The sequence below is a fragment of the Thermococcus onnurineus NA1 genome (assembly GCF_000018365.1).
GTDB lineage: Archaea > Methanobacteriota_B > Thermococci > Thermococcales > Thermococcaceae > Thermococcus > Thermococcus onnurineus.
The window spans coordinates 296,029-317,869 of the sequence record NC_011529.1 but is presented as its reverse complement, the minus strand read 5'-3'; the positions used below and the strand labels follow the sequence as shown (position 1 = coordinate 317,869).

At 49.2% G+C, this 21,841-nt stretch carries 24 protein-coding genes; 11 read left to right on the top strand and 13 right to left on the bottom strand.

From position 1 onward, the window contains the following. Positions 1-49: 49 nt before the first annotated feature. From aspS to hxlAB, 8 genes are all read right to left on the bottom strand, one after another. The gene (gene aspS, locus TON_RS01785; RefSeq protein WP_048055023.1) at positions 50-1,366 is read right to left on the bottom strand and encodes an aspartate--tRNA(Asn) ligase; all 1,317 of its coding nucleotides are present in this window, start codon (positions 1,364-1,366) and stop codon (positions 50-52) included. 29 nt (positions 1,367-1,395) lie between these two features. Continuing rightward, positions 1,396-1,908 carry a KH domain-containing protein gene (locus tag TON_RS01780; RefSeq protein WP_012571299.1) on the bottom strand — a complete coding sequence of 171 codons (513 nt, stop codon included), beginning with the start codon at positions 1,906-1,908 and terminating at the stop codon, positions 1,396-1,398. 102 nt (positions 1,909-2,010) lie between these two features. Next, the gene (locus TON_RS01775; protein ID WP_012571298.1) at positions 2,011-2,631 is read right to left on the bottom strand and encodes an HD domain-containing protein; all 621 of its coding nucleotides are present in this window, start codon (positions 2,629-2,631) and stop codon (positions 2,011-2,013) included. Between the two features lie 8 nt (positions 2,632-2,639). Beyond that, a complete protein-coding gene (locus TON_RS01770) occupies positions 2,640-3,446 on the bottom strand; it encodes a DUF4392 domain-containing protein (RefSeq protein WP_012571297.1) in 807 nt (268 codons plus the stop codon). A 3-nt stretch (positions 3,447-3,449) separates the two neighbouring features. Continuing rightward, complete coding sequence (locus TON_RS01765) at positions 3,450-3,629, bottom strand: hypothetical protein (protein WP_012571296.1); 180 nt, start codon at positions 3,627-3,629, stop codon at positions 3,450-3,452. Continuing rightward, entirely contained in the window at positions 3,626-4,270 is a 645-nt protein-coding gene (locus TON_RS01760; RefSeq protein WP_012571295.1) for a TIGR02253 family HAD-type hydrolase, read from the bottom strand. The genes TON_RS01765 and TON_RS01760 overlap by 4 nt, the downstream gene beginning before the upstream one ends. 1 nt (position 4,271) lies before the next feature. Continuing rightward, positions 4,272-5,027: a hypothetical protein gene (locus TON_RS01755; RefSeq protein ID WP_012571294.1), complete on the bottom strand. Its 756-nt coding sequence runs from the start codon at positions 5,025-5,027 to the stop codon at positions 4,272-4,274. Between the two features lie 9 nt (positions 5,028-5,036). Next, complete coding sequence (hxlAB, locus tag TON_RS01750; RefSeq protein WP_012571293.1) at positions 5,037-6,257, bottom strand: bifunctional 3-hexulose-6-phosphate synthase/6-phospho-3-hexuloisomerase; 1,221 nt, start codon at positions 6,255-6,257, stop codon at positions 5,037-5,039. A 138-nt stretch (positions 6,258-6,395) separates the two neighbouring features. On the opposite strand from hxlAB, the gene TON_RS01745 reads away from it, so the two are divergent. From TON_RS01745 to TON_RS01735, 3 genes are read left to right on the top strand one after another with little or no spacing between them, the layout of a single operon-like run. Further along, positions 6,396-7,121, top strand: coding sequence for an arginase family protein (locus tag TON_RS01745; protein ID WP_012571292.1), 726 nt, complete (start codon positions 6,396-6,398; stop codon positions 7,119-7,121). 4 nt (positions 7,122-7,125) lie between these two features. Beyond that, positions 7,126-7,455, top strand: coding sequence for an Sjogren's syndrome/scleroderma autoantigen 1 family protein (locus tag TON_RS01740; RefSeq protein ID WP_012571291.1), 330 nt, complete (start codon positions 7,126-7,128; stop codon positions 7,453-7,455). After that, the gene (locus TON_RS01735) at positions 7,452-7,664 is read left to right on the top strand and encodes an ArsR family transcriptional regulator (RefSeq protein WP_012571290.1); all 213 of its coding nucleotides are present in this window, start codon (positions 7,452-7,454) and stop codon (positions 7,662-7,664) included. The genes TON_RS01740 and TON_RS01735 overlap by 4 nt, the downstream gene beginning before the upstream one ends. Positions 7,665-7,739: 75 nt before the next feature. On the opposite strand, the gene trmBL2 is transcribed toward TON_RS01735, so the two are convergent. From trmBL2 to TON_RS01720, 3 genes are all read right to left on the bottom strand, one after another. Then, the gene (trmBL2, locus tag TON_RS01730) at positions 7,740-8,534 is read right to left on the bottom strand and encodes an HTH-type transcriptional regulator TrmBL2 (protein WP_012571289.1); all 795 of its coding nucleotides are present in this window, start codon (positions 8,532-8,534) and stop codon (positions 7,740-7,742) included. A 402-nt stretch (positions 8,535-8,936) separates the two neighbouring features. Then, on the bottom strand, positions 8,937-12,602 hold the full coding sequence (gene rgy, locus TON_RS01725; protein ID WP_012571288.1) for a reverse gyrase: 3,666 nt from the start codon (positions 12,600-12,602) through the stop codon (positions 8,937-8,939). Between the two features lie 51 nt (positions 12,603-12,653). Continuing rightward, positions 12,654-13,184: an SWIM zinc finger family protein gene (locus TON_RS01720; protein WP_012571287.1), complete on the bottom strand. Its 531-nt coding sequence runs from the start codon at positions 13,182-13,184 to the stop codon at positions 12,654-12,656. A gap of 96 nt (positions 13,185-13,280) precedes the next feature. Between TON_RS01720 and TON_RS01715 the strand changes: the two genes are divergently transcribed. Beyond that, entirely contained in the window at positions 13,281-13,514 is a 234-nt protein-coding gene (locus TON_RS01715) for a hypothetical protein (protein ID WP_012571286.1), read from the top strand. Here TON_RS01715 and TON_RS01710 read toward each other — a convergent pair. Further along, a complete protein-coding gene (locus tag TON_RS01710) occupies positions 13,511-14,809 on the bottom strand; it encodes a DUF4139 domain-containing protein (RefSeq protein WP_012571285.1) in 1,299 nt (432 codons plus the stop codon). The two genes, TON_RS01715 and TON_RS01710, sit on opposite strands and share 4 nt — an antisense overlap. Positions 14,810-14,955: 146 nt before the next feature. Between TON_RS01710 and TON_RS01705 the strand changes: the two genes are divergently transcribed. The 7 genes from TON_RS01705 (at position 14,956) to TON_RS01675 (ending at position 21,340) form a co-directional block, all read left to right on the top strand. Then, a complete protein-coding gene (locus TON_RS01705; protein WP_012571284.1) occupies positions 14,956-15,654 on the top strand; it encodes an acetate--CoA ligase family protein in 699 nt (232 codons plus the stop codon). A 162-nt stretch (positions 15,655-15,816) separates the two neighbouring features. Further along, the gene (gene cas6 / locus TON_RS01700; RefSeq protein ID WP_012571283.1) at positions 15,817-16,608 is read left to right on the top strand and encodes a CRISPR-associated endoribonuclease Cas6; all 792 of its coding nucleotides are present in this window, start codon (positions 15,817-15,819) and stop codon (positions 16,606-16,608) included. Next, entirely contained in the window at positions 16,577-18,373 is a 1,797-nt protein-coding gene (locus tag TON_RS01695; RefSeq protein ID WP_148202354.1) for a hypothetical protein, read from the top strand. The genes cas6 and TON_RS01695 overlap by 32 nt, the downstream gene beginning before the upstream one ends. Continuing rightward, positions 18,351-18,713, top strand: coding sequence for a hypothetical protein (locus TON_RS01690; protein WP_012571281.1), 363 nt, complete (start codon positions 18,351-18,353; stop codon positions 18,711-18,713). Before TON_RS01695 ends, TON_RS01690 begins: the two co-directional genes overlap by 23 nt. Beyond that, positions 18,710-19,705 (top strand): hypothetical protein, encoded by a 996-nt coding sequence (locus tag TON_RS01685; RefSeq protein WP_012571280.1) that lies wholly within the window; start codon positions 18,710-18,712, stop codon positions 19,703-19,705. Before TON_RS01690 ends, TON_RS01685 begins: the two co-directional genes overlap by 4 nt. Positions 19,706-19,880: 175 nt before the next feature. Next, a complete protein-coding gene (locus tag TON_RS01680; RefSeq protein ID WP_148202353.1) occupies positions 19,881-20,627 on the top strand; it encodes a hypothetical protein in 747 nt (248 codons plus the stop codon). A gap of 44 nt (positions 20,628-20,671) precedes the next feature. Then, positions 20,672-21,340 carry a CRISPR-associated protein Cas4 gene (locus TON_RS01675; RefSeq protein ID WP_012571278.1) on the top strand — a complete coding sequence of 223 codons (669 nt, stop codon included), beginning with the start codon at positions 20,672-20,674 and terminating at the stop codon, positions 21,338-21,340. On the opposite strand, the gene cas2 is transcribed toward TON_RS01675, so the two are convergent. Then, positions 21,333-21,590, bottom strand: a complete 258-nt coding sequence (gene cas2, locus TON_RS01670; protein ID WP_012571277.1) for a CRISPR-associated endonuclease Cas2 — start codon at positions 21,588-21,590, stop codon at positions 21,333-21,335. The two genes, TON_RS01675 and cas2, sit on opposite strands and share 8 nt — an antisense overlap. Between the last annotated feature and the right edge of the window lie 251 nt (positions 21,591-21,841).

The following is a 21,841-nucleotide window of genomic DNA, read 5'->3' as shown; positions in this document are numbered from 1 at the left end:
CCAAAGAGTAGTCAACTAATCACCAAAAGGAAAAGGTGGTATAAAGGCATTACGGTGTGAGTCTTCTCCTGTCCCTCGGGAAGAGTACGACTTCCCTGATGTTGTTGAGGTTGAGCATCTGTTTGAGGAGTCTCTCCGCCCCGAGACCGAAGCCACCATGAGGAGGCATGCCGTAGCGGAAAGCCTTGAGATAGAACTCGAAGCTCTCCGGGTTGAGGCCCTTCTCCTTAATCTGCTCGACGAGGACATCAACGCGGTGCTCCCTCTGGCCGCCTGAGGTTATCTCTACTCCCCTGTATTCAAGGTCAAAGGCGCGGCATATCTCCGGCTTGTCGTCGTACTTCATGATGTAGAAGGGTTTGGCCTCGCTCGGATAGCGGTAGAGGAAGTAGAGTGGTGCGTTCTCGTTCTCCATCATGTACTTTCCAAGAAGTCTCTCGCCCTCTGTGTCTATGTCCTCGCCCCAGGGGATCTCCTTGCCAAGGTCGGCGAGGATCTCAAGTGCTTTGTCATAGGCCAGCCTTGGGAACGGCAGTTTCGGCTCCTCAAGCTCGAAGTTCAGCGTTTCAAGCTCCTTTTCGTTGTGCTCGCGGACGTGATTGATGGTGTAAGCAATGAGCCTCTCAAGGAGCTCCATTACTTCCTCCTCGTTTTCTATGAAGGCCATCTCCGCATCTATGCTCCATGCCTCGTTGAGATGCCTGGTGGTGTTGTGCTCCTCTGCCCTGAATATGGGGGCGACTTCATAAACACGGTCGAGGCCGCTCGCCATCATTATCTGCTTGTATAGCTGCGGACTCTGGGCAAGGAAGGCGTCCTTCTCGAAGTACTTCATAGGGAAGAGCTCGGTTCCACCTTCGGTTGCGGTGGCGATTATCTTTGGCGTGTGAACCTCTATGAAACCCTCGCCGTGGAAGAAGTCGTGAACCGCTTTGAAAACGCTGGAACGGATTTTGAATATCGCCGTTACCTCGGGCTTTCTGACGTCCATGAAGCGGTTGTCGAGCCTCGTGTCAAGCTCGGCCTTGACTTTTCCCGTCGGATCAAGGGGAAGGGGTGTTTGGGCCCTGCTGAGAACTTCGAGCTTCTCGGGGAGGATTTCAAAGCCGAGCTTTGCCTTGGGTGTGAAGTTGACTATTCCCTCGACGGCTATGACGTCTTCTGAGTTGAGCTTCGGGATGAGTTTGAATATTTCCGGGTCAACCTTCTTCTTCGGTGCGGTTATCTGAACTATGCCTTCCCTGTCCCTTATCCAGAGGAACTTTATTCCTCCGAGGTCCTTAACTTCCCAGACCCAGCCAGCAACCTTGACGCGCTGGCCGTTTAGGTCTTCCGTAATCTGACTCGAGTAGTGCGTCCGGTACATCTCTACAACCTCCATTAAGAAAAAAGAAGTCAAATGAAGTTTATTTTAACTTCCTGGCCGACTATCTGGGAGAGTATGCTCTCCAGAACCTCCGCCTTCTCCGGGAGCTTCTTCCTATCCCTGCTGAGAACGAGAACCTTGTAGTAGGTTCCTCCGCCCGGCTTGTAAACGATGTTCACGCCAAAGACTCCGGCAGGGTAGAGCAGGTCAGTGGCGAGCTTCTTAACGTCGTCAGTGCCTTTCACTTCAACGCTCTCAATGACCCTTATCCTCTTACCGAGCTCCCTCATAAGGGCCTTTATGTTCTTGCCACCCTTTCCGATGGTTATAGGAACGTCGCCCTCGCCAACCATGATTATTACGAGGTCGCCAGCTTCAACGGCCTTCTTGAATTCAACGTCAGCGTCGCCAATGAGCTTGTATAGGAGTCTCGCGACTTTAACATCCAGCTCGGAGATAATCCCTTCTTGAAGCTTTTTCTCATCAGCCGGGCACAGAATGTCGTCGGTCTTTAAACACACCTCACAGATTGGCGCCTTCATCTCCTCACCTCCCTCAGCCTGAAGAATGACCTTAAAGGGCTAACCCTTAATTCTGGAAGTCCTTTAAAAACCTTATTATGGAAGAAAAGGCCAAAGGGGAGTTCAGATTTCTCCCCCTATCTCGCGCCTTATACGCTCTATGAACTCCTCTGTAAAGCGGTGGCGTTCTTCGGCCATCTTTTTAGCGGTTTCCGTGTACATGAGGTCTTTGAGCTTAAGTATCTTCTCCTCAAAGTGTCTTAGAGAAGCCTCTATGTCCCTGCCGTGCTCGCCTGAGTACATGAAGACCCTCGCAATGCCTATCGCCCCTATCGCATCGAGCTTGTCGGCGTCGCTGAGTATCTTCGCCTCAAGAGTGGCCGGCTCCGGACCGCGCGAGAAGCGGTGAGCCTCTATCGCGTGAGCAACGGCCTCGACTTTCTCTTCTGGATAGCCTAAGCTTCTCAGGTACTGCCTGGCTATCCGCGCCCCTTCAGCGGCGTGGTCTTCCACCTTTCCGACGCTCTCAAGAGGTCTGGCAACATCGTGGAGAAGCGCCGCTAAAGCTAGGATTTCCAGATCCGCACCCTCTTCTCTGCCTATGTGCATACATAGGTTGAAAACGCGCTCCACATGGCTGAAGCCGTGGGTCCCCTCGCGTTCAAAGAAGCTCATAGCAAATTCTCTGGCACGTTCTATCAATTTGAGAGTTTTCTTATCAGTTATGAACGCGTCCAGCTCCATTCAACCACCTAAATGGCTTCATCGACTACTGCCTTTAAAAGCTCAACGATTCCTTCGTGAACCATTAAACGTATCCCGTCCACGCTCGGAGCCAAGGTCTTTGAGACGCCGTCTATTAACCCAGCGCTGGAGATGGCCTCAATAACTCTTCTCTCGTCCCACCCCTCGAGGAGATTTCTTCCAACTTCAATCGATGCTTGAGCAACCAAGCCGTAGGCCCCCCAATTGGAGACGGCGGAAACTATGAGCTCGTCCGTCTCGACAACACTCGCTATCTTCTCTCCGTGTGGAACGTGACCCACAACCAGCTCCCGGATTTTTCCCATGCCAATCTCGTTGCCTCCGTCGCCTACCCCTATCGTGGGAATTCCAAGGGCTCTCGCTTTGAGAAAGATGCCATCCAGGGGATCTCTCTTTATCTCCAGGGCACTCATGGAGTAGTATCTACCGTCGGCAGCCCTACCCGGGGTCTCGACGCTGATTATCAGGGAGTAATCCTCTGGCTCAGGAGTCCTGGCAAGGGAAACGCCGAAGGGTTCGAGAGCCTTTTCGACCTCTGAATACGTCAGGATTTCAGCCTTTCCTCCAAGCATCTCAACGGCGCGATAAATGGCCAGTGCTCCCGGTGGCCCGTCAGTTTCGGCCACCATCATTGGTGGAATGGGAAAGCCCGTAACTATGAGAACCCGCTCGAGATTGTCTAAGAACATCTTTGTAGAATTATGTAAAAAATTAAAGTTCTTCCTCCTGTAGTCGAGGTAAACCTTCAGCACTCCTCTGTTCCCGATATCGGTGTTTATTAGATGCGCTATCATAGCTCATTCCTCGATCTCATAGACAATGATTCTAACCTTCTTGCCCTTCACAGCTTCCTTCAGCTTCCACCAGAGCTCCGTCGGTTCCTCGCTCCTGTGGGTCAGCTCGTCGCCGTTCTCGAGCTTCACCTTCTTTTCGATATACTTAACAAAAAGGCCCTTAGCATTGAATATTTCCTTCATCTTTCACCACCCAAAATCTTTCTAAGCTCGTAAAGGGTTCTAATCTCGTAATCAGCCATGTTGTAGCCCCTATCACCATTACGGTTTATCCACACGGCGGTCATACCGACGCTCTTGGCGCCATAAACGTCTTGGCTGAGGGAGTCGCCGACCATAACAGCTTCACCGGGCTCGACTCCGAGCCTTTCAATGGTGTAGAGGAAGATTTTAGGCTCGGGTTTTATGGCGTTGACGTCGTCCCGTGTAATGACGACGTCGAAGTAATCCAGAAGACCGGTGAGCTTAAGCTTGAGCCTCTGATATTTCGGTCCGCTCGTCACAATACCAAGCTTATAGCCGGTATCCCTCAGCCATTCCAGGGTAGGAATAGTGTCCGGATAAACCTGAAGTTTGTGGGGATACCTCTCGAGAAGCTCCTCATATTTCAAATCGAGGTCAAACAGTTTGAAAAAGAAGTTCCAATCGTGCCAGTCGTAACTGTCCCTCCTGCCGAGTATCTCTGAGAGGAATCTCTCCCTTGCCTCGTCCTTGCTGATTCCAAGCTTTCTAGAGAGCTTATCGTAGACCTGCGGAAGGAAGAGCATTATCAGAGGCTCCTCAGTTAGTATCGTTCCATCGATATCGAAGAGAACAGCCTTCATTCTACCACCTCTTAACGAGCAATGCCAGTATCTCAACATCTCTCGTCAGATCATCCTCCATAATGACTCCCCATATTATGTCTTTCTCCTTAAGTATATCTTGAAAGCGACCGAGTATCCCGTGAGCGTCCTTGAGCGGGAACTCCCTTCCAACAAGAATTCCAATTAGGCCCCGGTCCCAGATGCCCCAGTGCCAGTTGAAGTCTACTCGGTCAAGGAGGCGCAGGATCCCAACGTTTCCCCCACGTATCATGTTGAATAAATCGGCATAGTCTATGTTGACCAGCATCTGAGTCTCAAGGTAGTAGTAGAGCCTAGAGAACATCTCCGCTATGTTTTTGGAGGCTCCCTGAAAGGCCAGTGATAACGAAATATTGCCGTCGGTAAGAAAGTCCCAGAGGGAGTCGTAAAAGACCGTCTCGAAATCATTGGCCCAGTCCGGCTTTTTCTCAGTCACCAGCTCCTTTTTGGGAGTCAGCACATAAGCAAGTTTTATGGTGTCTCTCGGAGCGCTGCTGACGATTATTTCTCGAAGTTCGTGGTTTACCTCCTTGTCATCGAAAACTAGCCACAGGAAAGTGCTCTCCGGAAGGCTGGAGAAGAAGTTCCTGAGGCGCTCCTCGTACTTATCGGAGCGAGGAAGGAGGTAATAGGCTGGATTGACAGTTACCTTTACGATTCCATCTGCGCGTATACTGTTGACTATCCTCGCTCCCGTGCTCCCTATTCCTACAAAAAGATGGGTAAAAGACGGCATGGCGACCCCTTACTCAAGGGTCGCATGCTTCTTCTTCATATCCTTTTCGGTCTTCTGGAAGGTGGCCATTAGGAGAGCTATTATGCCGTCGAGGAATATCATGGTAGAGTCCTCAAAGAGGGTGCCCATCGGCGCTATCCACTTGTACTTGGTAAGCATCTGCCTGGCAATATAGTCCGTCGGTATGTCAGCTTTTGTTCTTCCGGGTATCTCAACGACAACATCGGAGAGTTTTCCAAGGGTTGAGTTGGCATAGGAAGTTATTGCTACAACCTTTCCGCCCTGTCTCTTGGCTATCTCAGCAGCGTCAACGATGCTCTTGGTCTCGCCGGAACCGCTGATGGCTATGAGCAGGTCTCCCGGCTCGAAGGCAGGAGTTATCGTCTCACCGACGACATAGACGTTGAAGTCGAGGTGCATGAGCCTCATTGCGAAGGCCTTTCCGACCAAACCGCTCCTTCCGGCGCCATAGATGAATATCTTGTTGGCTCCGATCATGGCATCGACGAAGCCCCTGACCTGCTCGAGCTTTATGCTCTCAGCAACTTGGTTGATGTGCTCCAGGATATCAGTCATGGCCTTCCTGATGGTCATCATGTACTCGCCCCAGAAGAGATCGATTATCTTCCTAGTGACGTCCTCAGGGTCCTTCGCCTTGGTTATGGCTCCGCCAACTATGATTATCGTCGCACCGAGCTCTATGACCTTCGGGATGGTCTCGAGGTTCAAGCCGCCGGCAACAGCCACAGGAACGCTGACGGCCTTGACGACTTTCTCAAGATCCTCCATTGGGCTCTTGCCCTGGACCTGCTCGTCTATGCCCGTGTGGACAAGGATGTAGTGAACGCCCATCTTCTCAAGTTCCTTGGCGCGCTTGACCTTGTCCTTAACGCCGATTAAATCCACCATGATCCGGATTCCATATCTCCTGGCGACGTCGACAGCGTCCTTGATGGTCTTGTCGTCGGCTACGCCAAGAATAGAAACAACATCAGCACCGTGCCTGGCTGCCATCTCGACTTCCAGGGCACCGGTGTCCATGGTCTTTAGGTCCGCGACGATCTTCCTGTCCGGAAAGCGCCTCTTGAGAAGCTCGACGGCGCGCATGCCTTCCTTCTTAATGAGGGGAGTTCCAACCTCAAGCCAGTGAGCGCCACCTTTAGCGGCCTTCTCAGCGATAGAAATTGCCTGCTCAATGTCAGTCAGGTCAAGGGCAACCTGGAGTATCATCTCCTCGCCTCCAAGGAGTTTTCGTTTTAATCTTAGAGGTCTACTTTTTAAAGTTTGGCGTCAAAATTTAACATGATTTTGTCGAAAGACCTTACCAAGGTTTAAAAGGGAGGAGGCCAACTCTCGGGGGGTGGAATCATGGTAACGTTCATCCCCTTCGGCGAGAAGCCTAACCGCGACGGTGTTCTCTACGTTCTGCAACTTCTTAGAAGGAACAAGCTCATAGAGGATTACATGATAGTCGAATCGAGCAGAGTCGAACTTCTGGCTGAAAGGATACCTCAAGACAAGGCTTACATAATAGGGGATCATCTTGCCACATATGGCATTGTGGAGAAGCTCAAGCCGGGCTCTCTGATAAGTCTCGACGCTCATACCGATCTGATGCACGACTACCTTGACCACGGCTCGTGGCTCGCTTATGCCCTCGAGGAGCACATCCTTAACCGGGCCGTTGTTCTTGCCCCGGTTTTGATGATTCCGACAACGGAGAGAACCCAGCTCTGGACGAGGAGGGTTAAAATCTTCCCGGCTTTGCTAAGGAGCAGGAAGGTCCGCGGGAAGTGGAGGGCATACAAAAACCTACAGACTAACTCACTCGACGAGATACTGGCTGAGACTAAGAAATATCTCGGCGATGAGATTTACCTGACCATTGACATGGACGTCCTGAAGCCGGAGTACAAGATAGCCCGCTTCCAACACGGGGAACTGAGCCTCGAGGAACTCTTGGAAATCCTTGAGGAAATAAAGAGGAGATTCAAGATAGTTGCTTTCGACATAGCCGAGGTGTCTGACAGAATAAGGCGTTCTCGCCTCGGAAAAAAAGCCTTCATTGAGGTCTTCCAGCTGCTAATGGGGTGATTGGATGGTATTGAAAGGGCCCACTGAGGAAGAAATGAGAACCGTTCTTATGCCACTGATGCTTTCCGGGGCAAAGATGCTCGACAGACACTGCTCCAAGTGTGGCTCTCCGCTCTTTGAAAAGGATGGAAGGGTTTTCTGCCCGATATGCGAACACAGGGCAAAGCAGAGGAAGGCTGAGATGGAAGGCATCGAGGAGAGGCTCATGGAGAAACTTAACGAGCTGGCAAATTCCATGCCCGAAGATCTTATCGAACTTGAAAAACACTTAAGAGTTATGGAGAAGATAATCGAACTGTTAGAGAGATACCGGAAACTGGGGGGAGGAGAATGAAGAACGTCAGGGTTATGAAGGCTCTTGAGGACGGGCCTAAAACCATCGAGGAGATAGCAGAGATCACCAAGCTCCCAAAAATGGAAGTGAGACGATATCTGCTCCGCTTCCTCGAGCAAGGTAAGGTCGAGAGTTACCAGAAAAACGGAAAACTCTTCTGGAAGATTAAAGAGAAGGACGAAAAAGAGGAAGAGTTCAAGTACGTCTGAGCCCTTCTTTTCTCTTCTGACGCAGAAAATTGACACTGGGTTGATCAGGAAAACGTAGAGAAAAGAGAAAAGATATCAGGCCTTCTTGGCCTTCTCCCAGTACTCGTTGAACTTGTTCTCGAAGAGGGCCTTGACGCGGAAGTCCTTGATCCAGATCTGGGTCTCGTAGTTGAAGTACCTAGCAGCCATATCCTCAAGGGCGAAGAAGACCTCGTCGTCGCAGATGAGCATCGGAAGCTCAAGCTTGTCGATGACCTTGAGCTCAAGCTTGCCGGCCTTGTAGTAGTCGAGTATCTTTGAAGTGCTAAGCCTGTGATAGATGTTCTCGGTGACGATTATCTTGGCCTTGGCGCCGTTGTCGATGGCCTTGAGGATGTCGCTCTCGAGGTTGATGGCGATGTAGCCGTCGTCAGCCAGAAGGATCTGCTCCTTGACTTCCTCAAACATCTCCTTGGTCTTGAGGGTGGCGTTCCTTATACCCCTAACGACCCAGACCTTCTCGACGCCGTACTTAGGAATCTCGGTCTCAATAAGCGGGCTCATGAGCTCGAGGAGCTCCTCCTTCGCCTTCTTCTTGGCCTCAAGCTCCTCAGCGACGCGCTCCTGCCACTCCTCGATGAACTTCTCGAGAATGTTCTGGGGGTGAACCGGCCTGTACTTGTTGACCTTACCGGGCTGGCTTATGGCAAAACCCTTCTTCTCGAGGCTCCTGAGAACGTCATAGGTTCTTGGAGCCGGGACCTCTGAAACGCTGGCCAGCTCAGCTGGGGTAAGAACACCGAAGCCAACCAGTGCCACGTACGCTCTGGCCTCGTAGAGGTTCAACTCAAAGTGCTCCTGAAGGAGCTCAACCATCCTATCCTTAACCATCTTTACCACCACCATTTTTCCTATTTTATTGTTTGGGTTTGGCCCCATATAAATTTTTTCCACATTCTGTTAGTGCTCCCAGTTTGCACCGAAAATTATTCGGCAATGACTTCACTGGATATTATGGCCGTTGCATGTACATGCAAATCTATTACTACAAAGAGATTTTAAAATTTTTGGTTTTACTAAAGAGCAAATCTACAGCCAATAATTGAGTATCAAATGTGACAACTATAGTCAAAAATATATCATAATGTAATATTTTTGCAGAATCTACAATAATTCGTATATACATCAATCTAGAATATATTGGATTTCAAAATTTAAACCATGATTAGAAAATAGGTACAAAAATAAAACCTATAAAACGGGAGGAAAAGTTTGGTATTATCTAATGCAGACTCATTTCAAGTACTCCCGTATCTCACTGTATAGTCCCCTGAGCACTTCCTGATAGTCTGTCTTGTTCTCCTCTATCATGTCCATTATCTCCTCCAGTTCCCTTGTCTTCTCCTCGCCGACTAGTTCCTTATATTTACTTATGAGATAGTGATAGACCTTGATACCCTGATCGGTTGGTACGAGCTTCTTTCTTCCACGGGTTTCTATGACGTAGTAGCGCTGGAGGAGTGTCTGAACGATTTTGGCGTAAGTCGAAGGCCTACCAATCTTGCGCTCCTTCATGAGGGCTATTATGTCTCCCTGGGTGTAGAGTGGAACCTTAGGTGCCTTCCACTTCTTTGCCTCAACGACCTTGAGACTGACTCCCTTTTCAAGTCTCGGGAGCTGCCTCATGGGAGGACTTCTGAGCTTGGTCCAGCCGTCCTCAATTACTTCCACATAACCTTCGATCTCGGCCTTTCCAACTTTTGCATCGATTATTGCCTTCTCATAGAGAACTTTTGCCGACTTCATCTGGCTTGTCATGAAGCGCTTGAATATCATGTCGTAGAGCCGGTAATGGTTCCTGGTGAGGTTCTTGGAGAGCTGGATTATGCCGTCGCGGATGAGTTGCATCAAGCGACCTGTGTCTATCGGCCGCGTTGGCCTTATGGCCTCGTGGGTTCCCTCCTCCCCCCACGGTCTCGGCCTGAAGTACTCCTCGCCAACTTCCTGGGTGATGTATTCCTTGGCAACCTCAATTCCCGTGTTGCTGACGTGGGTTGAGTCTGTTCTGTGGTATGTGATAAGACCGAGCTCGAAGAGATCCTGAGCGAGGCGCATCGTCTCAGAGGCAGAGAGCTTGAGGAATGTTGACGCATCCTTGAGCATGGCATCGGTTGTGTACGGTGGAGCAGGATTCAGCTCGCGCTCCTCGAGGCTTACATCTTCAACGAGAACCTCTTCCGGCGGTTCAACTTCTTTTGCATCTTTGCCGAGTTCGATTGTTACACTGAGCTCGTTCTCGAGGGTCAAACCAAGGAAGTAAGTTTCGCTTTCCGTGAACTCCTTATAACGCTCGATTATCCACCCAAGAACAGGAGTCTGAACCCTTCCGGCAGAGAGGTTGCGGTTCTCGAAGACCCTCTGGAGTTCCTGGCTCAGCTCGAAGCCTATCCACCTGTCCTCTATGCGCCTCACAAGCTGGGCATTGACGCGGCCCTCGTTTACCTCGCGCGCCTCTTCAATTGCCCTAAGTATGGCTGGCCTCGTAACCTCGTGGAACTCTATGCGCTTGATATTGGGTGTATAGGGCGAGAGAACGTTCCTGATATCCCAGGCTATTTTCTCTCCCTCGGTATCTGGGTCCGTGGCGATTAGTATCTCGTCAACCTCCTGGGCAATCTCGCGCATCGCCTTCACATTCTCCAGGGCATCGCGGACGTTGGTCGAGCCGCAGCGAGGACAGATGCCTTTCTCCTCCCAGTCAACGAACTGATGTCCACAGTCGCGGCAGCGCTTGATGGTGTCGTAAACCGGGATGAACTTGAGCATGTCATCTTTTTCCTCAATCAGAACGCCGTGGTAGCCTTCGTTCGTAACGAGGTCGAACATGTGCCCACCGCTGGCCAGAATGGTGAGCATTCTGTTGCCTATGCTCACCTCGTAGGCCACCAAATCTCCAATGCGCCTCTTACTGGGCTGGCCGAAGAAGTTGGCTATCGTCCTTGCCTTGTTAGGACTCTCGACAATCATGAGGGCCGACTTAACGAGGTCTTTAACCTTGGCGCTTATCTTGCCCTCCATGACGAGCCTGACCTTCTCCCTGTCCTCGTCTATCTGCCTGAGGATTTCATCGAGGTTCAGCTCCTCAAAGGGAGTCATCTTGAACTCCGTGAAGCGCCAGCGCATCTGCCTCACTAAGCCGTTGAAGACTTTCTCGTTGTCCACTATGAGGACGCTGAGACCCTTGGTAATTCCACCCGCAAAGAGTCTGCTGGTCCTTCCAGTTGCCTGTATGTAAGTTCTCACGTCGGGAATCTCAATGTACCACTTCCCACCCTCTTCCTTCAGGCTTATGAACGGATCTTCGGCAAGCTTCCTGAGGACTTCTTCGTCGCGAAGAACCTTCCTCAGAAACTCCACCAGCTCGCGGAAGACGTTGAGAACGTGGTTGTGGAAGGAGTTGTCTATCGGAAGGCCTTCGGCCAAAGCTTCCTCAATCTTGAGGAGCTCGAACTGAGGGATGTTCCTTATGAGCCTTCTAAGTCTCGCGTGGAGCTTTTCTGCTTCTCTCCTCTGCTCGTCATTCAGAAAGTCCATCACCTCTGTCAGCAGACCAAGCGCACGGTAGATAGTCGGCCTCTCAAGGTCTATTGAGAAGCGGAACTTCGGAACGCCTGTGAAAACCGCGTAACGTATGAGATGTGGCATATCAAGACCCCTAACGAGGGAGCCGTAGTATGTGGCCGAGCCGATGAGGTAGTCAGCCTCGCCTTTCTCAAACCTCTCTATCGCCTTCTTGTTCTTTGAAGAGACCAGCTCGATGCGGAAGCCCTTCCCCCTTAGATAGTTCACCAGCTCCTCGGCGTAGGCCAGTCCCTGGTCAATGGGTGTGAAAATGATTCCACCCTTTCCGAGCCGGGTTAGGAGTTCCTCAACGTGTTCCTTGATGTCCTTGGTAGGCATCAGATAACTATCCACAACATTTCTCAAAGCTGAACGGCCGCTTCCGACCTCAAAGCCGAGCAGCTCGCGGTAGAGCTTTATTCTATCGCCGCGGGCGCTTCCGGTGGCTGATGCTATGATCATTATGCCGACGCCGTTCTTCTCTTTAAACTCCTCGATCTCGCGCTGGAGCTTTTCAATCTCCCTATTGAGCTCCTTCAAGCGTTCGTCTCTATCCTCAGCACGGCCGTTGATGTATTTGGCCATGCTCTTCTTGAGTCTTATTATCTCCCAAGCCTTGTTAATTACCTCCTCCGTGAAGCCCAGAAGGAGGAGCGAGCGGTCTATGTTCTTGCTCGCCTTTAGGAAGGCATCGACGTCGTCAACGAATATGAAGTCGAAGCGCCTGCCTTTGAGCTTCTCGTCGAAGTTCCTTGCAAGCCATTGAGCGCTTGTTACGAGTATCTGGTAGTCATCATTCTCGATTTTAGCCAGCATTTCTTCCTTTTCCTTCTTCCGTAGGTTGCCGTGATAGTAGGCGAGGTTGATTTGGACGCCTGATTTCTCAGCTATTGCCTGGATTTTCTTGACAGTCTGGATGACGAGCGGGGTAGTCGGAACCACTATGTAGCTCTTCTTGCCCTTGGTGGCGTGCCAGAGGGCCATGAAAGCGCCAAAGGTGCTCTTGCCCATTCCAGTCGGAGCTATTATCGAGAAGCTCCTTCCTTTGAGGAGCCTCTTGACCCACGTCCTTTGGGCGCTCCAGAAGGTGAAGCCGGTTGCATTCTCGAAGAATGCTTCGACTTCCCTCACACCACTTTCAAGTTCGTATATTCTCTCCCACTCCTTAAGCGTGCCCTTCAGCTGAAGGGCATTTCTTACGGCAGTTATGAGCTCAAAATAAGAGTCAGCGTGAGCGGTTTCGTCGAGACACTCATTACAGGGATTCTTCAGACAGAGCCTCTCGTCCGAGATTCTACCGAGGCAGTTTGGGCACATCTCCCGATAAACGGCCTTCATTTTCCCACCCTCTAAGTCTCTATTTGGTGTTTGGGGGATTTATAAGGCTTTTTAGAGACCGGCCTCAAGCTCCCTCAGCTCATCCTCCAGCTTTAAAGCGAGTTCATAATCGCTGAAGATGTGCCCGTACTCGTCGAGAACCTCCTCGAGGACGTGAAGGGCTTCGGTCCGTTTGGTAATCCCTACGAGCTTCAGTGCCCTCCGGAAGATCCTCGCCGCTTCACTGCCGCTCTCATCGGTGCTCATGGCGAAGCGGAGCTCCTTCAGAGTTACGTCGAGGGCCAGCTCGGGGACTTCGGCGAGGAACTCCATCGCCACCGCCTCGGGGTAGAGTTCGGCGTGCTTTTCCAGGGCTTCAAAGTAGAAGCCGTTCTCATAGGCCTTCAGCGTGGCAGCGACGTGTTTGCAGTCCCCTCCGAGAGGGCAGGTGCAACGGTTTTCGCCGGTTGAGAGGGTGAGTTCAGCGTAATAGGGATAAGTACCGAGAACCTTGGAGAAGAGAGTATCCCCCTGTTTAACCACCCAGAGAACCTTTCCAGCTTTGTAATATCGCTCCCCTTTCTTAAGGGTCTTTTCTTCCATGTTCACCACTTCTTAATGTGGTAATTGTTGGCAGTTTTAAGCCTTTCGACCGCAACTGTTTTATCCCTTCGCGAGGAGTAAATATGGTGGTGAGTTATGGACGTTTTTGAACTTGCAAGGAAGTATCACGACGAGCTGGGCATAAAAGATCCCAGTATGGCCACAATGGCTGCGGAGCTGTTCGATGAGCTTGGACTGAAGATGGTGGAGTTCCTCAAGGAGGAAGGCTACGCCCTCGTTGGGACTAAGTTCATAGACTACGACAAGGGCCTCGTGCTGGACGTGACAAAAGGAGAAAAAAGGTTCGAGATAACGCTGAGGAAGTCCTAATAGCGGCTCTCATAGTCAGAGGTTATCTCTTTCCTTTCTCCCGGCTTCAGCGTAACCTTGAACTCGACGTAGTTGGCCCTTTCGCTTATCGGCTCGATGCTCGAGCTAATTATCTTGCCCCACTTGTAGTGCCTAGCTATTATGGTTTTCGTCTTTTCCCCGAAGTTCTCGAGCGTGACCTTCACCTTGTAATAGTAGTAGCTCTCTGCGTGCCTCTCCTCGAGGAGAACGGTGCTTCCCTTCAGGTCGTAGTCTCTGCCGATCCCTATTCTGAGCATGTCGCCCTCAGGCGTGTGCTCTATCATTCTCTCACCTATCAAGAGCGTCCCGTCTTCGGTCTCCCTGTAAATCTCAACGACTCCAGCCGGAAGAACGTCATCCGTCTTAAAGGAGATTGACTCGTAAACTGCACCCTCTCCACAGTATGTGTAGCTCTCGTAGAGGTACTCCCTCTCGAAGGGGGCCTCGAAGCTGATGTACGGGAAGACCATTTTGCTCGAAGGGCTCAGGTCGACTATACCGAGCTTGTACAGATAAAATGCCTCTATCTTCTCAGGTTCACCCGGCTCTACCACACCAATCTCGGCCTTTTCGTAGAGAACCCTCGGCTGCGGGAAGGCCTGCTGATAAAGCTGAACATCACCGGCAACGAGGAGAACCCTCGCACCCTCAAAAGCCTGGGCAGTGGGGTTGTCTATCACGATATAACCGTAGAGCTTGGCGGTATCCCCAATGTAGAGCTTGTAGCGAGAGGACCAGCTCATGTTTGCCACACGGTATATTACGTCGAAGCGGTACTTGCCGGCTGCATCAGCCTGAATAGCAGCATAAACGCTCAAGGCCCCCCAGGTCTCAGCTTTGAAGTAAACCACCTCGTTCGGGTTAATAAGGTAGTATGCATCGCCCTGAATGGCAAGCTTGCCGTTCTTGATGCCAAGGAACTTTCCGGTAACGGTATCGCCGCTCCCCAGCTTGACCTCAACATCGCTTCCAACGTTGGCGCTGTAAACGTCTCCAGTGGAGCTCTTACTGAAAATCCCTAAGACTCTAACTCCCTCGTCGAGAGGCCTTATCGTGACCTCTGCTATGTTCAGCCCGGCCAGTTCCTCAAGGGGAACATCGTTAATCCCCTCATTCAGGTCGAGCTCAATGGTCTCTTCAATAACCCCAATCCGGACAGAATTGTAGAGGACAACCGTGGTGTTGGCATCCATGGCCTTCTCCCCCTGAAACGAGAAAACCGCCAGAATCAGAATTAAAATTCCTCCGAGTCCAGCGATCATTTTTCTATTCATCGCAATCACCTATATCCCTTTCGGCGGCATAGTATTTATACCCCGGTTATCGCTTCAAACCGAGCCGATAACGAAAGGTTGGCAAATGGAAACCCTTTTAACTCTCCCGAGAGATTCACAACTGTCAAGCTGATGAGGTGATTGGTATGGACAGGATTGCAAAGGCTAGGGAGATAATCGAGAAGGCGAAGGCTGAAAACAGGCAGCTCGTCGAGCCGGAAGCCAAGGAGATACTCAAGCTCTACGGTGTCCCCGTTCCGGACTTCAAAGTCGCCACCAACGAGGAGGAGGCCGTTCAGTTCGCAAGGGAAATCGGCTATCCGGTCGTTATGAAGATCGTTTCTCCGCAGATCATCCACAAGAGCGACGCGGGTGGAGTTAAGGTCAACATCAAGAACGATGAGGAGGCCAGACAGGCCTTCAGAACCATCATGGAGAACGCTAAGAACTACAAGCCGGACGCCGACCTCTGGGGCGTCATCGTCTACAAGATGCTCCCGCTCGGCAAGGAGGTCATCGTCGGTATGATCCGCGACCCACAGTTCGGCCCGGCCATCATGTTCGGTCTCGGTGGAATTTTTGTTGAGATCCTTAAGGATGTCAGCTTCCGTGTTGCCCCGATAACCAAGGAGGAAGCCCTCGACATGATAAAGGAGATCAAGGCTTACCCGATCCTCGCCGGAGCCCGTGGTGAGAAGCCGGTGGACATCGATACTCTCGCGGACATAATCGTCAAGGTCGGCGAGCTCGCCCTTGAGCTTCCGGAGATCAAGGAGCTCGACATCAACCCGATCTTCGCCTACGAGGACAGCGCGGTTGCCGTTGACGCGAGGATGCTTCTCTGAGCTTTCGGCCCTTTTCTTCTATTACTCATGTTTTGTTTGAGTGGAAGAGTTTTCGGTGAACTTCTCTTTGTACTCCAAACCGTGAGAAAAAGTTATAAGGTTTGAAGTCGTATCTTTCCGTGCGTCTGTATATTTTATTGTACCAATGGATGAGGTGATACCGTGCGCTTTGCAATAAGACTCCGCCCGGAGAATGAACCGTTCCGAATACCCTTCAACCACCAGCACAAGCTCCAAGGTTTGATATACAGGCGCATCCAGCGCGTAAACCCTGACCTCAGCCTACGTCTCCACGCCCCCAAGGTTCCGAAGCTGTTCACGTATTCTCTCTTCATGGCAGAAAGGCGCGAGCTGGCTGAGGACAAGAGCTCTCTGCTGGGCTACAAGCGTGGCTTTTTCTACTTCTCGACGCCCATCGCCGAGATTGCTGAAGCCTTCATCGGCGGCCTGCTCCAGAATCCTGAGGTAGAACTCTGGGGCGAGAAGTTCACGGTCGAGGAAGTCCAAGCTCTCGCCGAGCCGCGAAAGCTGAGTGGAAAGAAGTTCGTAACCCTCTCACCGATAGCCGTGACAACCAAGAGGATCCAGTTCGGGAAGCCGAGGAGCTATGACCTTGGCCCCAACGAGCCGGAGTTCTACGAGCTGATCAAAGAGAATCTGCGCGAGAAATATGTTATCCTGCACGGGAGCAAGCCGCCAGAAGAGTTTGAGATGAAGGTCCTCAACGCCAAGCCCAAGCGCTTTGAGGTCAAGCCGGGGATATTCCAGATCGCGTGGCATCTTGTCTTTAGGGCCTACGGCGACGAGGGTCTGCTGAGGGTTGGCTACCAGGCCGGCTTCGGAGAGAAGAACTCGATCGGATTTGGGATGGTGAAGGTTGATGAGAGGCGAAAGTCAAAAGTAAAAAGGCGCTGGAAAGGAGGTGAAAGAGATCGGGAAGGAAAGGTCCCTTGATGTGTATTTTGAAAACTTTGGAAGGCCAACGCCTCGTAAATCAAGAAGTAAATCTAACAAGCATTCAACCATGCAACTTATAGAGACTTCAAGTTCTGAGCCCAATTCTGCTCTAATCAAAGGCACAATAGCCAGAACTGACCCAATAAGTGGTTTACCTCACTTGGATGAGCTAACTCACCATCTGATCGCCGTTGCTACGGCTTCTCTGAAATTTAACTCTCCGGATGTGGTTTTGGCGGCATTAATTCACGACTATTTTAAGCCAGTGTTTGATTTCAAAAATGGCAAATGGTATCATTTCATAACAGATCCTGATCTGTATTCACAATTATTATCTGAGTTCGATGACTCAACCAATATCTCTAACGTTGCTAACATCTCACAATGGCACCACAAAAGGAAAAACTGTAATGAAATATGCCAGATTGAGAATAGCGAGCTTATATCCACATTAGAAACGAGTGTTCCGTTTATTTTGCCAACTCAGAGAGAATATACTGTGGTTCATCATTTACGAGTCCTAGGAAAGTACAGGATGTTCATCTTAGCCCTCCTAAAAGAGAAGCTCGCCAAGACATTGAGTGAAAAATACTCAGAGAGATTTCAGAAAATTCTGGGTGTTTCAAGAATACGTTACGAGTACAGGCCAGTTAATAGTGCTGACACCCTCGAAGACGCTGGAAGGATAATAAAAGAGAATGACTGGAGAATTGAGGTTAAAGACAACATGATGGTAATACCTCTTCCATCCCGATTCCATAAGGATGCTTTCTACTTTGAATACTACGAGGGAACAGAAGTAGTGCTCGATGTGGATACAAAGGCAAAGGCTATCCGTGGAGTCAAAGTCCCCTTTGGAAAGGCCTTGTCCACAGTATATCTCACTGGATCTCAGGATGCATATTTGCTCTATGTGGATGCCGGGTTTGGTTCGTTGTCCTTAGAGTATCTCCTTGATGATGTGCTCAGCGACCTAAAGCAATCTTTGTCCGAGAAAAAGCGAAAGAATGCATTTGAGTATGTGGACTTAGACAAAGTTGTAAAATCTCTAAGTAGTGACCTTCATAGTGACGAGTTATGTGCTCTCTGTGGGGAACCCGGAGAGCCAATTGAGAGTCACGAAAAAGTTAGTAGTATCCTGAAAGCTAAGTTCACAGACACCTGGTTACTTTTAACTTGTGGAACAAGCGTATGCCCTGTATGTAAGTTAGGATTCGAGATTGAAGAGCTTTTCAGAGGCTCTGGAATGAACAAACATATAGTTCAAGAGGCGTTATTAGAGGATTACCACCTGATTCATAGTATTCCAATCTTTGGAAAAGAGCATTTTATGAAAAGTATCTCATCTAAGATCTGGTTAGAGTTGCTCAGTGAGATCTATTATTCTCTACACAACTCCAAGGAATTGCAGAAAATAACAAAAAGGAAAGAATGGGTAGTGAAGTTCTATTTAAATCCCAAGGTATTGTTTTATCCATATGTGGCTGACCTAATTCCACAGGTCTTGACGGTTGCTCTCCGACATCCAAAGAAGAAGTTTGTTCTTCAAAGTGGCCTTCATTCCAATATCGTGTTTCCGGGTAGTGAAAAGGACTTAACTCCTGAGGAGTTTTCAGCAATGAGACGATTTTACATTTCACACCCGAGTACTGGTATACACCTCCTTCAAAAAATTAGGAATGTATACTCTCCAGTTTTTGGTGTTCCAAACGTTGAGATACGAAAAGGAGGTGTCTCTCGTGCAAGAAAACGAAAAGGTTGAAGATTTGGTTGTTTCCCTGTTGGGAGCTATAGATGGCCTCGTGGACTGGAGTTCAATGGGGGACAAAGTACACAGAAAGAAATACTCGATCCTAGCAAAGAGGATAGCAGTAGTAGCTAAGAGTTCAAACAACCTTAACGAATTTGTTGAAAAACTGCTAAGCCAGATAGCTGGAGATTCTCTTTTTGTTTCTAAGGAAAAGGGCAAAAAGTTTAGAAAAATCTATCTAGTGGCAAAAAAGCAAGAAAAGGACGTTCTTCAATTCTTAAAAGACTACCCCTACTTAAGCACAGTTCTATACGCTGCCTATGTTGAAGGACTAGGAGGTGACAAAAAATGAAAGTAATATTAAAAATGAAAGCTCTTGAGCCCATAAGTGTAGGATACGAGTCCATAGGCATAGAAACCTTACTCTATTCATTGCCCATAGTAAAGGAGGATGGTACGGCCATTGATGTTCCAATACTTCCTGGTAACAGCCTTAGAGGAGTTTTAAGAGATCAGATGGCACTCCAGTTCCTTGAAGATGTGAAATCCACCATCGTAGCCAAGGGCAAAAATCATAATGGGGGTGAGGACAAAAAAGATTTAGCAGATTACGATTCTCTAACCGCCAACATTGGGACACTCTTGTCGCTCTTTAGCGGGGGCATACTCAGCGGTGAAGAAAAGGGAGGAAGTACCCCCAATATCAAAGAAATCATGGACACCTACATCTATCCCCTCCTGCCACTTTCGATAATGGGCGTTGCCCTCAAAAAAATAATTATACCCGGGAAAATCAAAGTGGGTATTGGATATCCACTTACAGAGGAGACCAAATCCCTACTGATAGACCTCGGAGTTAATCCAGAAGGAAACACTCCCTCTTTACAAGAGATTACCCATTCTTCAGTCTTAATAACCCGCAAGGATGATACTAACAAAGTAATGCAGTTGAGAGAACTCTTGGATGTTGAAGGTGATCCTGAAGAAGCAAAAGCGAGTGATAGTGCAATTCAGCAAAGACTGTATCGACAAGTGGTCGTGCCAGGTACAGTATTCTACAGCTACATCGAGGATGTAATACCAATGACTGACGCTGAGTGGGGGCTTGTTCTAAAGACCCTTAAACGCTTGAACAAAGTTGGTGGCCGTGTTGCAGGGGGACTTGGTAAGGTAAAAGTCGACATTCAAGGAGTTTCAACAGACAAATTCATCAAAGCTTACGATGATTACATCAAGGATAACCTAGACAGCATACTAACCGCACTGAAGACTAACCCCAACGACTTTTTCAAAAAGTCCCATAATGATTCAGAGACTAGTGAGCAGGCCCCAAAAGCTCAATAATTTGAAATAGATCATAGGAGGTTGCAGTAATGTACTTGGTGACTCTAAAATTCAGGACTTATCCTCTTTCATTATCCCTTTCTAATCCTAATGAACTTTCCCAAGAACTAACGCCCTTGGATGGTGCATTGGCATTCGCAGAATACTACAAAATTAAACTATCCACCGATTCGGATTGGAGGATGCAATATTAGAAGACATGTTGACTTCAAAAGAAGTCGAATGGAGATCTAAAATCCAGAGTTCTTACCTGTTACCCACCATTATGGATGGCAAGAACCTCGTAGTAACGACTCCAATGGGCTTTAAAGCAATATTTACCGTTGGTATCAAGGCTCATTATGAGCTTTCACAAAGTCAGTATCCTAGACGGATGGAATCCTCTCAGATATTGCTTCGGCTTGGGCGACGAGATGACATTATTAAAGTCGAGATTCTACGTAAGTCTCTGGGCATTGAGCTCACAAGAAAAATCAAAGCGCTTCCAAGTTCTCAAAGTGGCCCGTATAAGGCCGTTGATTATTTGGTTAAAATACACACTCCCAATTTAATGTGGGTTTCAGTTGTTGAAGGAACATCTAAAGAGAAGCTTGAAGAACTGCTTTCTATCTTGAGGAAGTTTGGTATGGGTAAAAAACGCAATATGGGGTGGGGGGATCTTTTGGATTACCATATCTATCCCCTAGACCGCAATAGTAGAAGTGCAATAACTTCTGAGTATATTATCCATAACAAAAAATTCTTGGAAACTTGGAGGCCATGGTCTCCAGAAAAAATCGCAGAGCTAGTAAAAGGATCACGAAGAATGACCCAATACAGGAAATTTTCCCTCTTAGACTCCAAAATTGGATACGGTGCCGAAAAACCACCTTACTGGAGAAGACATCTAGTCATCAAATCTGCCCTGTTCCAAGTTTCGTAGCAGAAATCACCAGCCGCTGGTAGCGTGGTTCTGAGGTGGATGAGATGGGGTATCCCGAAGAGATTGAGGAGTTTAACGAGAGGATTCGGAACGCGATAGTGGGAAAGACCCCTGAGCGGAAGATATGGGTGACATCTCTAAGCTACTGCCTGAGAAAGGCTGCACTTTCCATCTACCTGGGCACATTCAAGTACGAGAGGACGGGCGAAATGCTCGTGGGGAGTGTTCTCCATGAATGGCTCGGCAATGCGCTCAGTAGCGAAGACATAGAGTTTGAGGTTACCGTTGAGTATCCCCTAGAGGACGGATGGAAGCTCGTAGGCAGGGTGGACGCAGTAAAGGGGAATTATCCACTTGAGTTCAAGTTCAAAGGATTCAACGGAGAGGACGAGAGCAGTCCAAAGACACCGGACGAGATGAACGAACCCCCAAAGCTTGCAAAGGAGCAGCTCAACGCATATCTTAACATGATGGACAAGAAACTGGGCTACATCTATGTCTTTGACCGAAATGGTCTAAGCTTCAAGCCGTTCCCCGTAGAAAGGGACAAAAAGGCCTTTCAAAGGATACTCAGAAGGGCCAAGGTGGTTATTGAAGGTGTGAGGCAGCTCGAATCCGGCAGTTTCCCAGAGTGGATAAAGCCCCGCTACGGAAAGCGGGAATGTGGAGGATGCCTCTTTAGACCCATATGTGAGGCCGTTGAGTCTAAATGATGTCCTCCAGAGGGTTCTTTTCCATTCCCAGCACTTCCCTTTTTGGCATCGAACGGAGCTTGTAAATGACCACGGAGTCTTCGTCTTCATCAATCAGATCGAGCAGACCGGCTTTTATGCGCTCGAACTCGGCGAGGGTTACCTCACCCTCGAAGACGCTGTTCTGAACCCAGTGGAGATGCCGGCGTAGGAACTTCTTGACTTTGTTCACCCGTTCAACGGCCACATCGTAGACGATGACCACGTACATGAGCTCACCTAAAAGAAATACTGAATAAGGTCTTTTAGGGATTTTGGAAGGCAGTATCAAGTTTGGAGGGGCACATTTTGGAACTGGCGTACTCTGAGGATTTAAAAGGAAAAACATGGCACTGTCGTCGGATGGGAAGTCTTTAGTAACATAAAGTAATTATCAAACTTAATGTTGCATCAAAGATATTTGATGTAACGAAATTTTTCTGAAAGTTAAGATGAAACTTCATGGGCCCCCAAAAAGTTAGC

Excerpts from the sequence above, each read along its gene's own strand:
- aspS (WP_048055023.1), bottom strand. The coding sequence starts at position 1,366 with ATGTACCGGACGCACTACTCGAGTCAGATTACGGAAGACCTAAACGGC.
- TON_RS01780 (WP_012571299.1), bottom strand. The coding sequence starts at position 1,908 with ATGAAGGCGCCAATCTGTGAGGTGTGTTTAAAGACCGACGACATTCTG.
- TON_RS01775 (WP_012571298.1), bottom strand. The coding sequence starts at position 2,631 with ATGGAGCTGGACGCGTTCATAACTGATAAGAAAACTCTCAAATTGATA.
- TON_RS01770 (WP_012571297.1), bottom strand. The coding sequence starts at position 3,446 with ATGATAGCGCATCTAATAAACACCGATATCGGGAACAGAGGAGTGCTG.
- TON_RS01765 (WP_012571296.1), bottom strand. The coding sequence starts at position 3,629 with ATGAAGGAAATATTCAATGCTAAGGGCCTTTTTGTTAAGTATATCGAA.
- TON_RS01760 (WP_012571295.1), bottom strand. The coding sequence starts at position 4,270 with ATGAAGGCTGTTCTCTTCGATATCGATGGAACGATACTAACTGAGGAG.
- TON_RS01755 (WP_012571294.1), bottom strand. The coding sequence starts at position 5,027 with ATGCCGTCTTTTACCCATCTTTTTGTAGGAATAGGGAGCACGGGAGCG.
- hxlAB (WP_012571293.1), bottom strand. The coding sequence starts at position 6,257 with ATGATACTCCAGGTTGCCCTTGACCTGACTGACATTGAGCAGGCAATT.
- TON_RS01745 (WP_012571292.1), top strand. The coding sequence starts at position 6,396 with ATGGTAACGTTCATCCCCTTCGGCGAGAAGCCTAACCGCGACGGTGTT.
- TON_RS01740 (WP_012571291.1), top strand. The coding sequence starts at position 7,126 with ATGGTATTGAAAGGGCCCACTGAGGAAGAAATGAGAACCGTTCTTATG.
- TON_RS01735 (WP_012571290.1), top strand. The coding sequence starts at position 7,452 with ATGAAGAACGTCAGGGTTATGAAGGCTCTTGAGGACGGGCCTAAAACC.
- trmBL2 (WP_012571289.1), bottom strand. The coding sequence starts at position 8,534 with ATGGTTAAGGATAGGATGGTTGAGCTCCTTCAGGAGCACTTTGAGTTG.
- rgy (WP_012571288.1), bottom strand. The coding sequence starts at position 12,602 with ATGAAGGCCGTTTATCGGGAGATGTGCCCAAACTGCCTCGGTAGAATC.
- TON_RS01720 (WP_012571287.1), bottom strand. The coding sequence starts at position 13,184 with ATGGAAGAAAAGACCCTTAAGAAAGGGGAGCGATATTACAAAGCTGGA.
- TON_RS01715 (WP_012571286.1), top strand. The coding sequence starts at position 13,281 with ATGGACGTTTTTGAACTTGCAAGGAAGTATCACGACGAGCTGGGCATA.
- TON_RS01710 (WP_012571285.1), bottom strand. The coding sequence starts at position 14,809 with ATGAATAGAAAAATGATCGCTGGACTCGGAGGAATTTTAATTCTGATT.
- TON_RS01705 (WP_012571284.1), top strand. The coding sequence starts at position 14,956 with ATGGACAGGATTGCAAAGGCTAGGGAGATAATCGAGAAGGCGAAGGCT.
- TON_RS01685 (WP_012571280.1), top strand. The coding sequence starts at position 18,710 with ATGAAAGTAATATTAAAAATGAAAGCTCTTGAGCCCATAAGTGTAGGA.
- TON_RS01675 (WP_012571278.1), top strand. The coding sequence starts at position 20,672 with ATGGGGTATCCCGAAGAGATTGAGGAGTTTAACGAGAGGATTCGGAAC.
- cas2 (WP_012571277.1), bottom strand. The coding sequence starts at position 21,590 with ATGTACGTGGTCATCGTCTACGATGTGGCCGTTGAACGGGTGAACAAA.